This is a genomic window from Rhizobium sp. Root483D2 (assembly GCF_001426685.1).
Taxonomy (GTDB): domain Bacteria; phylum Pseudomonadota; class Alphaproteobacteria; order Rhizobiales; family Rhizobiaceae; genus Pararhizobium; species Pararhizobium qamdonense.
Window position 1 is genome coordinate 437,583 of record NZ_LMFB01000019.1, and the last position, 13,817, is coordinate 451,399.

General features: G+C 57.6%; 15 protein-coding genes, 1 tRNA gene and 1 pseudogene. 9 read left to right on the top strand and 8 right to left on the bottom strand.

Annotated elements, in window-relative coordinates; all coding sequences use genetic code 11:
- Positions 1-146 precede the first annotated feature (146 nt).
- Together ASD32_RS18295 and ASD32_RS18300 are read left to right on the top strand one after the other, a co-directional pair.
- Complete coding sequence (locus ASD32_RS18295) at positions 147-794, top strand: histidine phosphotransferase family protein (RefSeq protein ID WP_060639443.1); 648 nt, start codon at positions 147-149, stop codon at positions 792-794.
- Between the two features lie 112 nt (positions 795-906).
- Positions 907-1,269 (top strand): response regulator, encoded by a 363-nt coding sequence (locus ASD32_RS18300; RefSeq protein WP_060639444.1) that lies wholly within the window; start codon positions 907-909, stop codon positions 1,267-1,269.
- A 225-nt stretch (positions 1,270-1,494) separates the two neighbouring features.
- Here the strand turns inward: ASD32_RS18300 and ctrA are convergent, their stop codons facing one another.
- Positions 1,495-2,193 carry a cell cycle two-component system response regulator CtrA gene (ctrA, locus tag ASD32_RS18305; RefSeq protein WP_060639445.1) on the bottom strand — a complete coding sequence of 233 codons (699 nt, stop codon included), beginning with the start codon at positions 2,191-2,193 and terminating at the stop codon, positions 1,495-1,497.
- 441 nt (positions 2,194-2,634) lie between these two features.
- On the opposite strand from ctrA, the gene ASD32_RS18310 reads away from it, so the two are divergent.
- Positions 2,635-2,985, top strand: coding sequence for a hypothetical protein (locus ASD32_RS18310; protein WP_037099811.1), 351 nt, complete (start codon positions 2,635-2,637; stop codon positions 2,983-2,985).
- A 103-nt stretch (positions 2,986-3,088) separates the two neighbouring features.
- On the opposite strand, the gene ASD32_RS18315 is transcribed toward ASD32_RS18310, so the two are convergent.
- The gene (locus ASD32_RS18315) at positions 3,089-3,370 is read right to left on the bottom strand and encodes a GNAT family N-acetyltransferase (protein WP_060639446.1); all 282 of its coding nucleotides are present in this window, start codon (positions 3,368-3,370) and stop codon (positions 3,089-3,091) included.
- A 169-nt stretch (positions 3,371-3,539) separates the two neighbouring features.
- Between ASD32_RS18315 and ASD32_RS18320 the strand changes: the two are divergent.
- Positions 3,540-3,989 (top strand): annotated as a pseudogene (locus tag ASD32_RS18320) (paraquat-inducible protein A).
- 36 nt (positions 3,990-4,025) lie between these two features.
- Here the strand turns inward: ASD32_RS18320 and ASD32_RS18325 are convergent.
- Complete coding sequence (locus ASD32_RS18325) at positions 4,026-4,301, bottom strand: DUF1153 domain-containing protein (RefSeq protein ID WP_004430042.1); 276 nt, start codon at positions 4,299-4,301, stop codon at positions 4,026-4,028.
- Positions 4,302-4,797: 496 nt separating this feature from the next.
- On the opposite strand from ASD32_RS18325, the gene ASD32_RS18330 reads away from it, so the two are divergent.
- The 3 genes from ASD32_RS18330 to ASD32_RS18340 all read left to right on the top strand — a co-directional run bounded on the left by ASD32_RS18330 (position 4,798) and on the right by ASD32_RS18340 (position 7,168).
- Positions 4,798-5,544 (top strand): LuxR C-terminal-related transcriptional regulator, encoded by a 747-nt coding sequence (locus ASD32_RS18330; RefSeq protein ID WP_060639589.1) that lies wholly within the window; start codon positions 4,798-4,800, stop codon positions 5,542-5,544.
- A 153-nt stretch (positions 5,545-5,697) separates the two neighbouring features.
- Positions 5,698-6,921 (top strand): tRNA 2-thiouridine(34) synthase MnmA, encoded by a 1,224-nt coding sequence (mnmA, locus tag ASD32_RS18335; protein WP_060639590.1) that lies wholly within the window; start codon positions 5,698-5,700, stop codon positions 6,919-6,921.
- Positions 6,922-7,091: 170 nt separating this feature from the next.
- Positions 7,092-7,168, top strand: a tRNA-Met gene (locus tag ASD32_RS18340).
- Between the two features lie 432 nt (positions 7,169-7,600).
- On the opposite strand, the gene ASD32_RS29650 is transcribed toward ASD32_RS18340, so the two are convergent.
- Positions 7,601-8,002, bottom strand: a complete 402-nt coding sequence (locus tag ASD32_RS29650; RefSeq protein ID WP_156383226.1) for a hypothetical protein — start codon at positions 8,000-8,002, stop codon at positions 7,601-7,603.
- A gap of 63 nt (positions 8,003-8,065) precedes the next feature.
- Between ASD32_RS29650 and ASD32_RS18345 the strand changes: the two genes are divergently transcribed.
- The gene (locus ASD32_RS18345) at positions 8,066-9,253 is read left to right on the top strand and encodes a tetratricopeptide repeat protein (RefSeq protein ID WP_156383227.1); all 1,188 of its coding nucleotides are present in this window, start codon (positions 8,066-8,068) and stop codon (positions 9,251-9,253) included.
- Positions 9,254-9,302: 49 nt separating this feature from the next.
- On the opposite strand, the gene ASD32_RS18350 is transcribed toward ASD32_RS18345, so the two are convergent.
- Positions 9,303-10,244 (bottom strand): AraC family transcriptional regulator, encoded by a 942-nt coding sequence (locus tag ASD32_RS18350; RefSeq protein ID WP_060639448.1) that lies wholly within the window; start codon positions 10,242-10,244, stop codon positions 9,303-9,305.
- 223 nt (positions 10,245-10,467) lie between these two features.
- Here ASD32_RS18350 and ASD32_RS18355 point away from each other — a divergent pair, with 223 nt between their 5' ends.
- The gene (locus ASD32_RS18355) at positions 10,468-11,508 is read left to right on the top strand and encodes an NAD(P)-dependent alcohol dehydrogenase (protein WP_060639449.1); all 1,041 of its coding nucleotides are present in this window, start codon (positions 10,468-10,470) and stop codon (positions 11,506-11,508) included.
- A 69-nt stretch (positions 11,509-11,577) separates the two neighbouring features.
- Here the strand turns inward: ASD32_RS18355 and ASD32_RS18360 are convergent, their stop codons facing one another.
- The 3 genes from ASD32_RS18360 to ASD32_RS18370 form a co-directional block, all read right to left on the bottom strand.
- Complete coding sequence (locus tag ASD32_RS18360) at positions 11,578-11,940, bottom strand: hypothetical protein (protein ID WP_060639450.1); 363 nt, start codon at positions 11,938-11,940, stop codon at positions 11,578-11,580.
- Positions 11,941-12,037: 97 nt separating this feature from the next.
- Positions 12,038-12,502, bottom strand: coding sequence for an Lrp/AsnC ligand binding domain-containing protein (locus ASD32_RS18365; protein WP_060639451.1), 465 nt, complete (start codon positions 12,500-12,502; stop codon positions 12,038-12,040).
- Between the two features lie 27 nt (positions 12,503-12,529).
- Complete coding sequence (locus tag ASD32_RS18370; protein WP_060639452.1) at positions 12,530-13,693, bottom strand: M20 aminoacylase family protein; 1,164 nt, start codon at positions 13,691-13,693, stop codon at positions 12,530-12,532.
- Positions 13,694-13,817 lie beyond the last annotated feature (124 nt).

A 13,817-nucleotide genomic window follows, 5' to 3' on the forward strand; every position in this document is an offset into this window, starting at 1 on the left:
ATCGGTTTACCAAATGTGGTGTCTTTATGATCTTCGCCTTCAGACTATGCCCGCGCAATCTTCGCGGGCTAGATAGGGGGTAAAGGGATCGCGGAGGGCCGCCTGATCCCGTTGTCAGCCGCTCGAAGGCTAGTGAGGATACGACCATGGGAAAGAACCCGAACCTGACCTTGACCGGTCCCGATCTCGCAGCGCTTCTGTGCAGCCGTGTCTGCCACGACATCATCTCGCCAGTCGGCGCCATCAACAACGGCCTGGAACTGCTCGACGAGGGCGGGGCGGATGCCGATGCCATGGACCTGATCCGCACCAGCGCGCTGAATGCTTCGGTCCGGCTGAAATTCGCCCGGCTGGCCTTTGGCGCGTCCGGCTCGGTCGGCGCCTCCATCGATACGGGTGAAGCGGAAAAGGCTGCCAAGGATTTTGCCTCGGTTGAGAAGAAGACGGAGGTCACCTGGACGGGCCCGCGCGTCATCATCGCCAAGAACCGGGTCAAGCTGCTGCTCAATCTCTTTCTGATCGCTTACGGCGCCATTCCGCGCGGCGGTTCGATCGATGTCATCCTGGACAATCCGGAATATGACGCGGCCTTCAAGCTGATCTGCAAGGGCCGGATGATGCGGGTGCCGCCGAAGCTGGTCGAGCTTCTTTCGGGAACGCTCGAGGAAGCCGTCGATGCCCATACGATCCAGCCCTATTACACGGTGCTGCTTGCCGACGAGGCCGGCATGGAGATCGAGGTCAATTCGACGCCTGAGGAAATCGTATTTTCCGCAAAGATGGCTGCAGCCTGAAGCTGAAAGATAATTGGCCTTTTCGTTCCTGCGGTAACTGATTCTTTGCCAAAGCGGCATACGGTTGTTGATAGGGGTTAAAATCCCGCCGTAGCGCAAAGAGGAGCTTGAGATGCAACGCTTGATGATTGCCGATGATTCGGACGTCGTACGCAAGGTCGGGAAGCGCATCCTCTCCGGCCTGAACTTCCTCGTTTCCGAAGCCGCCAACGGTCTGGAAGCGCTGGTGCGCTGCGAAGCGGAGCTGCCCAACATCATCATCGTCGATGCGGGTCTCGATGGCGCGCTGGAACTGATCGCCAATATCCGCACTCTGCCCGAGGGCAAGACCGTGCGCATCTACTATTGCGTGGTCGAGGCGGATCTGAAGAAGATGATGGCGGGCAAGCGCGCCGGTGCTGACGATTTTCTGCTCAAGCCCTTCGACCGCAAGATCCTGACCAGTGTGTTCGGCAGCCTGTCGGTCGCCGCCTGATCGTCGATCCCTTCATCCAGTTTGGTTTCACATGAGCCGTTGCCTCCCAGGCAGCGGCTTTTTCATGCGGCTGCCGTAAAGACACAGTGCGGCGGGATGGAAACCCCTTAAACGAAAAAGCCCGCCATCATCGGCGGGCTTTTTCGAAAATTCCGGCACTATCAGCCGTGGCGTCCCTGCATTATGCGGGATGCAAAACACCGCCGGCGAAAATGGCCGGTGATATCAGGCGCTTTCTGCGAATTCGCCTTCCGGCTCGCGCAGCACATAGCCACGGCCCCAGACGGTTTCGATATAGTTTGCTCCACCGGCGGCATTTGCGAGCTTCTTGCGCAGCTTGCAGATGAAGACGTCGATGATCTTCAGTTCCGGCTCGTCCATACCGCCATAAAGGTGGTTGAGGAACATTTCCTTGGTGAGGGTGGTGCCCTTGCGGAGCGAAAGCAGCTCCAGCATCTGGTATTCCTTGCCCGTCAGGTGAACGCGCTGGCCGCCAACTTCGACAGTCTTTGCATCCAGGTTGACGATCAGTTCGCCGGTCGAGATGACCGACTGTGCATGACCCTTGGAACGGCGCACGATCGCATGGATGCGAGCGACCAGTTCATCCTTGTGGAAAGGCTTGGTCATGTAGTCGTCTGCACCGAAGCCGAGGCCCCGGACCTTGTCCTCGATGCCGGCCATGCCGGAGAGGATCAGAATAGGTGTCTTAACCTTGGACAGACGCAATGTTCTCAAAACCTCGTAACCGGACATGTCCGGCAGGTTCAGATCAAGCAGAATGATGTCGTAATCATACAGCTTGCCGAGATCGACACCCTCTTCACCAAGATCGGTGGTGTAAACGTTAAAACTTTCCGACTTGAGCATCAGTTCGATGCTCTGCGCTGTCGCGCTGTCGTCTTCGATGAGTAGAACCCGCATAATTGTCCCCTTTTCCGCCGCCGAAAGGTCGTTGTGGCCCCCTTACGCGATACGGATCCAGTCGTTGCCTGATTTGGAGGCTGCCAGTAAATGGTTAACAAATTCTGATTCACTCTGGCAAGGTGTATCGAAAATGTTAAATATTTTTTGCAGTCCTCTGATTTTGCATGTGAATCTAGAATAATATCCTTAACGCACAACATTAAGGAAATCGGCTATCTGACTCATCTGACTCAATCTATGCCGAACCTCAAATTTCGTGTCCGGCATTTACTGACCCTTAAATGATCGTCCCTATGATTAACGATGCCCGTAAACGAAAGGTTACCAGCGGTAGGATTTTGTTAAGATCGCTGTAATTTTTTTTGTTTCCGACACCGTAAGGTCGGTTGAACGGGTCAAATCCAGTAACCGGGGTCTCGCATCACGGGAGTATTGCGTATGAAGTCACGTGAGAGCCTTGTTCGCCTGAAGGAATTTCAGGTGAAGGAGAAGCAGCGTCAGTTGAGCCAGTTGCAGCTGATGATGTCCGAATTTGAGCGGATGACCAAGGAATTGGAAAACCAGATCACGTTCGAGGAAAAGAAGTCCGGGATCACCGATCCCACCCACTTCGCCTATCCGACGTTTGCCAAGGCTGCCAGACAGCGGGCAGACAACCTCCAGGTCTCCGTTCGGGAACTGAAGGTGCAGCAGGATGCGGCCGAGCTGGCGCTGGAAGAGGTTCAGGCGGAGTTCGCCAAGGCCGCGGCGCTTGAAGAACGCGACAGCGGCGCTCGCATGCGCGCCTAAGGCGCGCTTGAGATTTTTGCTTGAGGCCTAGAGGCCCTTCTCACGGACTTATCTTAAGTCCGTGAGAAGGGCCTTTTGCTTTTTGGCACATGGATCCCGGCCCCTATGCCTGGATCACATCTTGCCAATCGGCGTGGCGTTGCGCCTGGGCGCGCATGAAGGGGCAGAGCGGAATGATCTTCCATCCGCCATTTCGCGCCTCATCGATGGCGTGGGCTGCGAGCGCCTGGCCGACACCTTTGCCGCGCAACGCATCGGGAACGGCGGTATGATCGATGATGATCAGATGCGGCGATGACCGGGAATAGGTCATTTCAGCCGTATGACCATCGACCTGCGTGCTGTAACGGCCATGCGAGCCGGTTTCTTCGTTGACAATATCCATCACATCTCTCCTGTTTTTCGGCCGCGCCCGGACTGATTTTGTTTCAAGCCTGGTTCATTGCTGCACATGCAAAGGCCGGGTATTCCAGCATTCCATGTCCGCTGGCCGCGCTGTTCAGCATCCCTAAAGGTGTTATGTAATCCTGCCGGTTCAACAGAAGATAGGAAACATGCGCCTGATCACACCGCTTTTGCTTGTTCTATCAGCGTTTTTTCTCGCTCTGGGGCTCGTTCTGCCGCTTGTCCGGTTCGAAAAGCTGGTCTTTTTCAACGAAACGCCGTCGCTTCTTGGCATCGTGTCTTCGCTCTTCGACGATGGCAATGTCATGCTGGCCATTGTCGTGACGCTGTTTTCCGTCGTTTTCCCGCTGGCAAAGCTTGTCGGGATCGCGTTCGAGGCAACGGCGGCTGCGGACGGCAGGGCTGCGGGCGGACTGGTTGCCCGGCTTTTGCCGATCCTTAGCAAATGGTAGATGATGGATGTGATGCTGGTGGCGATCGTGATCTTTGCGGCCAAGACCAGCGGAATGGCCGAGGCTTTCACCCAGCCGGGCCTGTGGTTCTATGCCGGATCCGCTGTCATGACGGGGTTGCTGCAAATGTGGCTGCGGCCGCACTGAATGCGGCCGCTTAACGTTTTGAAATGAAGGGTCTGGCTAGTGGCGATATTGCTGGATGCGGGTCGTTCGCAGGCCGGCAAGGCCATGGTCGCTGATCGAGGACTGCCAGGACAGGAATTCTTCAACGGTCAAGGTATAGCGTTCACAGGCTTCTTCCAGGCTCAGCAGTCCGCCACGCACGGCGGCGACGACTTCTGCCTTTCTGCGGATAACCCAACGGCGCGTGTTGGCCGGAGGAAGATCAGCAATCGTCAAGGGGCTGCCATCGGGTCCGATGACATATTTCACGCGGGGTCGTATCATTTCGGTCATTGGACTCTCTACACATACTCAAGACCATATAGGCTCAACTTACCCTGCCACATTTAACATTTGCCTAAGCGGGTGGTAACAATTTGCTAATAATTTTAGAGACTTCCAGAGCGCTCTTCGACCAATTGCGGATCGTAAAAGCAAACGTCTGATCCTGTTGGCTCTACTTGCCCCTGCTTCTTTAGTATCCTCTTTCAAATATTTTGATCGAATTTCCAAAGTCCGCATAGGAGCTATGCAAATATAACTGTTCAATTTGCCTAAAATTTTTGCTAGTTGAGGCCAGTAATTGAGCATAAGCAATATATTATTGCTTTCGAATGCTCGCGATACGCCACTTATTTCAAAATGCTGGTCTTTTCGCTTCGATTGTGTCCCTCAGGGCCTCTCGGGGCTTTTGTCGGTGTTTCGACTAATCGTGCTGCTGCTTGAAAAATTCCGGAATGGGATTTTTGGAGAGCCGGCACCGGTGGCCGGCAGGTTGGTGATTAAAAATATGAGAGACCCTGACAAGCTGACCTTGCGAAGCGAGGCTTATGCTGATTTCCTTTCGGGCATGAACAGTTCTGCAGTCCAGACGGAGTATGAAGTGCTCCAGCTGATGCGCCAGTGCACGGTGCAATTCGGTTTCAGCCATTTCATGATCGCGCGTGTGCCCTTTGGCGAGCAGCAGCGCTTTGCCGAACGTCTCGTCTTGAGCAACTGGCCGTCGGAACTAGTGCGCGACTATGACAGTGCTGCCGTTTTCCAGGTCAGCGTGCTGATCGAGCGGCTGCGGCACACGAAATTGCCGGTGTTCGGCGCCACACGATCGTTGCTCAACGCTCAAGGGACGGCGGCGCGCGACACGGTCGATGCGCTGTTTTGCGCGCAGGCGATGGGCAATACCTTTGCCGTGACGCTGCACTCCACCCATGGCGAGGCCTTTGCCGCTCTTCTCAGCGGCGCGCGCGGCGAGCCGGACAGAGCCGAGACCGCCGATCTCTATCTCACATTGCTGCAACTGTTCGAGACCCTCGAGCGCACCTTCGAAGTCGGCGCGTCGGCGCGTGACAAGCTGTCTATGCGTGAAATCGAATGTCTGCGCTGGGCAGCCGCCGGCAAGAGCAGTGACGAGATCGCCATCATCCTTGGCATTTCCGCCTATACGGTCTCCAGCTATTTCAAGACGGCGACCCGCAAGCTCGATTCCGTCAACCGCATGCAGGCGATCGCCCGCGCCATGCGCATGAAGCTGATCTGAGCGGCGGCACGCCGCCGCCCTTGTTCAATTCCGCAGGACTTTCTATATAGCGGCTTGCGCGACGGCCGGTCTTTGCCGGCAATCGCATTGCTGCGGCGTTGGCCGCGTGCAGGAAACAGGGTATGGTCGCGCGAAAATGCCGAAAACCCGCCGATGGACCGGAATGCCGGATTGGATGCCGTGAACAGTCTCGATTTTGATCGCAAGCCCGAAGATACACGTGTCGTCGTTGCCATGTCCGGCGGCGTTGATAGTTCCGTTGTGGCCGGCATCCTGAAACGGCAAGGCTATGACGTTCTGGGCATCACGCTGCAGCTCTACGATCACGGCGCTGCCGTCCACCGCGCCGGCTCCTGCTGTGCCGGCCAGGATATCGATGACGCCCGCCGCGTCTGCGATGTTCTGGGCATTCCGCATTATGTGCTGGATTACGAACAGCGGTTTCGCGAAACGGTGATCAATCCTTTTGCCGAGAGCTATGTGGCCGGCGAAACGCCGATCCCTTGCGTTGCCTGTAACCAGACCGTCAAGTTTGCCGATCTCCTGGCAACGGCGCGCGATCTCGGCGCTGATGCGCTGGCGACCGGCCATTATATCCGCTCCAAGGCCAATCCGCAGCTAGATGCGCCCGGCCGCCGCGCGCTGTTTCGCCCGACGGATGCCGACCGCGACCAGAGCTATTTCCTGTTTGCCACCACGCAGGAACAGATCGACTATCTGCGTTTTCCGCTCGGCAATCTCACCAAGGCGGAAACGAGGCAGCTCGCCGAGGACATGGGCCTCGTCGTCGCCAAGAAGGCGGACAGTCAGGACATCTGTTTCGTGCCGCAGGGCAAATATGCCGATATTATCAACAAGCTGAAGCCGAACGCGTCGCTGGCGGGCGATATCGTCCATTTGGACGGCCGCGTGCTCGGCAGCCATGATGGCATCCTGCACTACACGATCGGTCAGCGCCGCGGCATCGGCGTCGCCACCGGCGAGCCGCTCTACGTGGTGCATCTCGACGCCCGCTCGCGCCGCGTCATCGTCGGCCCGAAGGAAGCGCTGGAAACCCGTAAGGTTTATCTGCGCGATATCAACTGGCTGGGCGACGGCGATATTTTCGATGTGGCGGCCGATGGTTTCGCCTGTTTTGCCAAGGTCCGCTCCACCCGCCAGCCGGCACCGGCCATCCTGCGTGCCGATGCAGGCGGGATCTCGGTCGAGCTTCTCGAAGGCGAGGCGGGCGTTGCCCCCGGCCAGGCCTGCGCGCTCTATTCCGGCATCGGCGAAGACGCCCGTGTCTATGGCGGTGGCTTCATCCTGCGTTCCGAGCGCGAAGCGGCCGCTGAAGCCGCGCTGAAAGATCTGCTGCAAAGCGTGGTTGCAGCCTGATTAAGGGCAGGGGATGGCCGATCACGTCTGTCATCCGCCGCTTGTTCCCCATCCGTTGAAAAACTTCCGGTTTTTTGAAACCGCTCGGCTTGACACCGGCATGAACCGCACCTTATAAGCCGCCCACTGACGGCGACGACAGCGGCCAAGCGCCCAAGTCACAGTCTGATGGCGGGGTAGCTCAGGTGGTTAGAGCAGCGGAATCATAATCCGCGTGTCGGGGGTTCGAGTCCCTCTCCCGCTACCAACGACTTATAAAATCAGTTATTTTTGAAATGTCCTGATTTTGATTGCCTGGAAACGGGCGAAGCCTGCCTTCATGATTACGGCACAAAATATGATTGCAGTCTAACGTCATTCTGGCCGCGAATGTGAGTGCTTGCGCTCTTGCCTTGGTTCTTTTTAGCTGAGTGTTGAAGTCGGTCTGTGCCGATTGCCGGGTTGACAGCCGATAAGGACGCTTGTGCACATTCTACAATATTAAGTTGACTAGAGATCGCTCTTTTAGCAGAACTACCGAAGGGAGATGGCTAAGCCTTTACCATGCGCACAAAATAAACCCCAGCCAAGATTACTTGGCTCGGCAGTAAGGCGGGATAAACCGACTTTACTTTGCAAATTTTGTAGTTTTCATGCCGATATAGATGAAGATCGTGGCAGGTTTTAAATGGGGACTATTTTATTCGATAATGAGATCACCGTCATTGAAGCGGGGAATATTTCTCATTCTGCCCAGAGCTTGGTCGTCACATTTTCCTCTTTCGGTGACAATGATCCATCTCTGCCTGGTTTTGGCCAAGCGTTTCTGGAAAAGAACGGCTGTTTTGTTATCGCCGTCAAGAAACGCGCTGACAATTGGTATCGGGATCTGAGCCTTCAGGATTTTGCCGATGTCGTCATGCCGTTTTGCGGCAGGGCGAAACATTGCTTTACATATGGCGCCAGCATGGGGGGGTATGCGGCGTTGTATTTTGCCTCCATCATCCATGCGCAACCAATCGCCATTTCGCCGCGCAATTCCATCGATCCGCGGTTTTTTCTGCCCGAATACGCGCGCTTTAGAAATTCCTGGCCCAACCATGACCTGGCTTTATCGGCTGTTTCGAACCCCGGCATCCGCCCTTACGTAGTTTTTGATCCACGGGTGAAGGCTGATCTCACCTATATCGACAAGGAGGTGCGTCCGGCCTTCCCGGACGGCCTCTATACGGAATTTGCCTTTTCCGGCCATCCCTCCGCGCGGGCCATGTCGGAAGCCGGGCATCTCAAATCCTTTGTTGCGGGCGCGCTGCAGGGCCATGCCATGCCAGGCCGGCTGGTATCGAGGGCCGTCAAGCGCCGCTCCGCGACCATTCTGAACGAGATGTCGAAATGGAACCTGACGCGCAAACGGCTGGACCGGGCCTTGCGCCTGTCGCAGGCCGCGCTGCAGATCGGAGGAGAGCAGTCGGATTTTCTCTATCACAAGGGCGCCCTGATGATTGCCTCTGGCAATCTGGACGGTGCTCTCAAGCTGACCGAAACGATGATCGGTACCCGGGGCGGGTCGGCATCCCTGTTTCATCGGATGGCCAGCCTTCTGGTGCGGCTTGGCAGGCTGGAAGAGGCGGTTGCGGCTGCCGATGCCGGGCTTGAGCTATCTCCGCAGAGTATCGGTTTATTAAGAACGCGGCGCAATGCACTGGAGAAAATGGAGCGCTTCGAGCAGGCCTATGCCGACGGCCTGTTCATTCTGAACTCGGGTTTCGGCTCTGCATCCGACCATCTGCATGTTTCCGGTCACCTGATATCGATGCGGAACTATGCCGGGGCCCTTGATCATCTCGATTCCTCGATCGATGAAAATGCGAGCCTGCTTGCGCTGCGGCGCCGCCGGGACTGCCTGGATGCTCTGTCGCGCCATTACGATGCGGTCGAGGCTGCCGGCCGCGTGGTCTCGCTTGCGCCTCGCAACGTTGCCGATATTCTTCATCTCGCACATCTCAATAAGCGGGTTCGTAATATACCCGGAGCGATTGCGGCTTTAGACGATGGCATTGCCTTGCTTCCCAAGAGCCTCGAACTTCACCGGGTGAAACGGGATTATCTCATGGCTGCCAACCGGCTGACGGAAGCGGTGGATGCCGCGATCGCCGTGGTCAAGATTGCGGCGCACAGTTCCAACGATGTCGCTGTGTTGCGGTGGTTGCGGGTCAGGCAGATGCATCAGCAGGTCACAGTCGCAGGCCGGGATAACCTCATCAGATGGCAGGATTACGCGATCAGAATCCCAAGATTTTTCATGAGTTCGGAGCCGATTGCCATTCTCGATACCTTGGTATCGACGTTCTAGCGCTTGCCCGAGCCGGCCTCCTCTCAAACGACAATCATGCGCGGGGACCTCACCCCTCGCTCATGACTTCCATGCCGCCGGTCAGGCGGTCCATCAGGCTGCGGCGGACGCGGCCGACGTCGCGCAGCGGCGGTTCGCCGAACTGGCGGGCATATTCGCGGCTGAACTGCGATTGGCTCTCATAACCGACCTGGTGGCCGGCGGAGCCAGCGTCCAACATATCCTCCAGCATCAGCCGTCGGGCTTCCTGCAGCCGCAGCTGTTTTTGATATTGCATCGGGCTCATGGCCGTGATCGCCTTGAAATGGTGGTGCAGGGAAGAGACGCTCATGCTGACGCGGCTGGCCAGGTCTTCGATCTTCAGCGGCAGCGCATAGTGTTCCTTCAGCCAGACGCAGGCGCGGCCGATCTGGTGAGACTGGCTTTCTGTGACGGCCATCTGTCGCAGTCTGGCGCTGTGCGGACCGGTCAGGAGGCGGTAGATAATCTCCTGTTCGATCAGCGGCAAAAGAACGGGAATGTCGTCCGGCCGGTCCAAAAGCCGCAGCAGGCGGATGGCGGCGTCTTCAAGATCCGGCGTTACCGAACTTACGGTCATGCCGCGTGCTGCCGGCGCCGGCGCGCCGGTTTGCACGCCCGCCCGGTCCAGCAATCCGGCAATGCGTGTGGTGTCGATGCCGAATGTCACGCTCAGATAGGGTTTTTGCTGAGATGCCTCGACGATCTGCGTGGTGACCGGCAGGTCGATGGAGGTCAGGAGATAGTCGGCGCCGTTATAGCGGTAGGTGTCGTCGCCAAGCATGACCTGTTTTGCGCCCTGGGCGATCAGCGCCAGGCTGGGCCGATAGGCGCCGCAGGCTTTCGTGCCGGTGTCTGAGCGCCGGTGCACGCTGACGCCGGGAATGGCCGTTGCATGATCGCCATCTTCCTTGGCGAAACGGGCAATAAGATCAATCAGTTCCTGACTGCGCGGGGTTCGTGAAGCTGTCATAATCGAACGTCTTTCCAGCTATTTAGATTTCGTCTCGCAAACCGTAAGTTAGTGGTTTTCCAATTATCCGCAAAACCCCGGAGGCATGTTTTGCAGGATCGTACAATAATCTTGCAGGATTGCTCTATCGTTCGTCGCGCATGATCTGCAACTATGCTTCCGGGGAGAGGCAATCTATGCTTCGATCACGATCCCCGCTTTCATCAGATATAAGGAGTGACCCATGGCCCTGGCACGAGGATATGCTGCGACGGATGCGTCGAAGCCGCTGCAGCCCTTCACATTCGAACGGCGCGAACCCCGCGAGGACGACGTCGTCATCAGCATCAAATATTCTGGCATCTGCCATTCGGATATTCACCAAGCCCGTAACGAGTGGGGCAATTCGGCATTTCCGATGGTTCCCGGCCACGAGATCGCCGGTATCGTCACAGCGGTCGGCTCCAAGGTCTCCAAGTTCAAGGTCGGCGACCGGGTCGGCGTTGGCTGCTTCGTCGATAGCTGCACCACATGCGCCAGCCGCGATCTCGATCTGGAACAGTATATGCCCGGTCTCGTCGTCACCTATAACGGCGTGGAAGCCGACGGCAAGACGCCAACCCAGGGCGGCTATTCCGATCATATCGTCGTCAAGGAGGGCTATGTCCTTTCGATCCCGGAAAACCTGCCCTTCGAAGCAACGGCACCGCTGCTCTGCGCCGGCATCACGCTTTATTCGCCGCTGCGCAATTGGGGTGCTGGCCCCGGCAAGAAGATCGCAGTCGTCGGCATGGGCGGTCTTGGCCATATGGGCGTCAAGCTTGCGCATGCGATGGGGGCCGATGTCACCGTTCTCAGCCAGTCCCTGTCGAAGCAGGAGGACGGCCTGAAGCTGGGTGCCGACCACTATTATGCAACCTCCGACGCAAAAACCTTCGAGACGCTGGCGGGAACGTTCGACCTCATCCTGTGCACGGTCTCGGCCGAGATCGACTGGAATGCCTATCTTGGCCTGCTCAAGGTCGATGGTACGCTGGTGCTCTTGGGGATTCCGGAAAAGCCGGTGCCGGTCCATGCCTTCTCGCTCGTTCCCTCGCGCCGCAGCATTGCCGGCTCGATGATCGGTTCGATCAAGGAAACCCAGGAAATGCTCGATTTCTGCGGCGAGCACAATATCGTCTCGGAAATCGAACTGATCCGCATGGATCAGGTCAACGAGGCCTATGAGCGCGTTCTGAAGAGCGACGTGCGCTACCGCTTCGTCATCGACATGGCGACGCTGTAAAGCTTTGACAAGAAAAGGCCGGCGGGTTCTCCTTGCCGGCCTTTTTAGTATCGATTGAGCATCAAAGGGCTATTTGACTTCGGTCAGGACTTCGGTGCCGGAGCCATCCTTGCCGGTAATCGTCCAGGCGCCGTTCAGTATGCCATCGCCCTTTACCTGGTAGACGATCAGCCCCATGGCATCGTCCAGAACGTAAGCGGCCGCGAACGCATCGCCGTTCAGCATGCATACGCCGGTCGATTTGACGCCGGCGGTCTCCCATTCGATGACGCAGGTGGTTTCGCTGGCCAGCGTGATTTCAGCCGTGCCGGAATAGCTGGATCCGTCGAGATTGGTGCCTTCGACGGTATATTTGCCGGCATTGACGGTTTGCGCATGCGCGGTGGAAGCAGCCGCAAGCAAAAGTGCTGCGGCGAAAATGATCTTTTTCATGGGTCCCCTCAAAAAAATGGCTCGATGATCGAGCGCATTTTAGCCTATGCGCAATTGGTGCCGTTTGAAAAGAACCAAAATTGTGGTGATCGGGGGTTCAGGCGAGCGGCAGCGGCCCGTCGTTCTTGATCTCTTCCATGACCGCATAGGTGCGCGTCTCCTTGACGCCCGGGAGCGTCCAGAGCACCTGGCCGAGGAAGTTGCGATAGGCGTTCATGTCCTCAAAGCGGGTCTTGACGAGATAGTCGAAACCGCCGGCCACCATATGGCATTCGAGCACCGACGGCGCCTGTTTGACCGCAACCGCAAACTTGTCGAAGACTTCGGGCGTCGTCTTGTCGAGCATGACCTCGATGAAGACGAGAAGGCCAAAGCCCAGCTTGTGCGGATCGAGCCGCGCACCGAAGCCCGAGACATAGCCTTCCTTCAGCAAGCGGCGCAGCCGCTCGCTGGTGGCCGTCGGCGAAAGGCCGATGCGGTCGGCCAGTTCCAGATTGGTGATCCGGCCGTCCGCCTGCAGGATGTTGAGAATCCGCCGGTCGATTTTGTCTATCTCATGCATCGGATGTCCCACCCGTTCAGTGACGGCTTACGCCGCCAGCCGCATTTCGGCGAGTTTCACCCAATAGGAGATGCCATGCGGGATCGCCTCGTCGTTGAAGTCGTAGCCCGGATTGTGCAGGCCGGCCGTGTCGCCATTGCCGATGAAGATGAAGGCGCCGGGACGGGCGAGCAGCATGTAGGAAAAATCCTCGCCGCCCATCATCGGATCGAGATCGCCAAAGACCTGGCTTTCGCCGGCAATATTTTGCGCTGCCGAAAGGGCATGGGCGGTTTCCTGGCGATGGTTGACCGTGACGGGATAGTTGCGGGCGTAGGAGACCTGGATCTTGGCGCCATAGGCGGTGCCGAGGCTTTCGGAAATCTGCTTGATGCGCTGTTCGGCGAGATCGCGCACTTCCGGCATCAGCGTGCGGACCGTGCCGCCGAGCTTGGCCTGTTCGGGAATGATATTGTGGGCGAACCCGGCATTGAACTTCGTCACCGAAACGACCACGGAGGACAGGGGATCGACCGAGCGCGAGGCAATCGTCTGCAGTGCGTTCACGATCTGCGAACCGATGACGATCGGGTCGATCGTGCGGTGCGGCTGGGCGGCATGGCCGCCGCGGCCATCGATGGTGATGGTGAATTCGTCGGTGGAGGCCATAATCGGGCCGACGCGGCTGCCGAACTGGCCGACCGGCATGCCCGGCATATTGTGCATGCCGTAGACTTCCTCGATGGCGAAACGCTCCATCATGCCGTCCTTGACCATTTCATGGCCGCCGGCGCCGCCTTCTTCGGCCGGCTGGAAGATTACGGCGACCGCGCCTTTGAAATTGCGGGTTTCGGCCAGATATTTTGCAGCGCCGAGAAGCATGGCGGTGTGGCCGTCATGGCCGCAGGCGTGCATCTTGCCGGATGTTGTCGAAGCCCAGGGCTTGCCGCTGGTTTCGGTCATCGGCAGGGCATCCATGTCGGCGCGCATGCCGATGGTGCGGCCTTCGCCGAGATTGCCCTTGATCAAGCCGACGACGCCGGTGCGGCCGATCCCGGTCACGATTTCGTCAACGCCGAATTCTTTCAATTTGTTTTCAACAAAAGCTGCCGTATTTTCGACGGCAAACAGCAGTTCCGGCTTCGTGTGGAGGTGGCGGCGCCATTCCGTGACTTCGGTCTGGAGTTCTGCTGCGCGGTTGAGAATAGGCATTTTGGTTTCCTGTGGGTCCATTGCGGGCATGGGATACGGGATATTTGGCATCGGCGCAAAAGAATGGTCTTTGCCATCTCCTCGCCATATAGGTTAAATAGCCGGACGATACGAGGCAATTCCC

Excerpts from the sequence above, each read along its gene's own strand:
- ASD32_RS18295 (WP_060639443.1), top strand. The coding sequence starts at position 147 with ATGGGAAAGAACCCGAACCTGACCTTGACCGGTCCCGATCTCGCAGCG.
- ASD32_RS18300 (WP_060639444.1), top strand. The coding sequence starts at position 907 with ATGCAACGCTTGATGATTGCCGATGATTCGGACGTCGTACGCAAGGTC.
- ctrA (WP_060639445.1), bottom strand. The coding sequence starts at position 2,193 with ATGCGGGTTCTACTCATCGAAGACGACAGCGCGACAGCGCAGAGCATC.
- ASD32_RS18310 (WP_037099811.1), top strand. The coding sequence starts at position 2,635 with ATGAAGTCACGTGAGAGCCTTGTTCGCCTGAAGGAATTTCAGGTGAAG.
- ASD32_RS18315 (WP_060639446.1), bottom strand. The coding sequence starts at position 3,370 with ATGGATATTGTCAACGAAGAAACCGGCTCGCATGGCCGTTACAGCACG.
- ASD32_RS18325 (WP_004430042.1), bottom strand. The coding sequence starts at position 4,301 with ATGACCGAAATGATACGACCCCGCGTGAAATATGTCATCGGACCCGAT.
- ASD32_RS18330 (WP_060639589.1), top strand. The coding sequence starts at position 4,798 with ATGAGAGACCCTGACAAGCTGACCTTGCGAAGCGAGGCTTATGCTGAT.
- mnmA (WP_060639590.1), top strand. The coding sequence starts at position 5,698 with ATGGACCGGAATGCCGGATTGGATGCCGTGAACAGTCTCGATTTTGAT.
- ASD32_RS29650 (WP_156383226.1), bottom strand. The coding sequence starts at position 8,002 with ATGGTTGGGCCAGGAATTTCTAAAGCGCGCGTATTCGGGCAGAAAAAA.
- ASD32_RS18350 (WP_060639448.1), bottom strand. The coding sequence starts at position 10,244 with ATGACAGCTTCACGAACCCCGCGCAGTCAGGAACTGATTGATCTTATT.
- ASD32_RS18355 (WP_060639449.1), top strand. The coding sequence starts at position 10,468 with ATGGCCCTGGCACGAGGATATGCTGCGACGGATGCGTCGAAGCCGCTG.
- ASD32_RS18360 (WP_060639450.1), bottom strand. The coding sequence starts at position 11,940 with ATGAAAAAGATCATTTTCGCCGCAGCACTTTTGCTTGCGGCTGCTTCC.
- ASD32_RS18365 (WP_060639451.1), bottom strand. The coding sequence starts at position 12,502 with ATGCATGAGATAGACAAAATCGACCGGCGGATTCTCAACATCCTGCAG.
- ASD32_RS18370 (WP_060639452.1), bottom strand. The coding sequence starts at position 13,693 with ATGCCTATTCTCAACCGCGCAGCAGAACTCCAGACCGAAGTCACGGAA.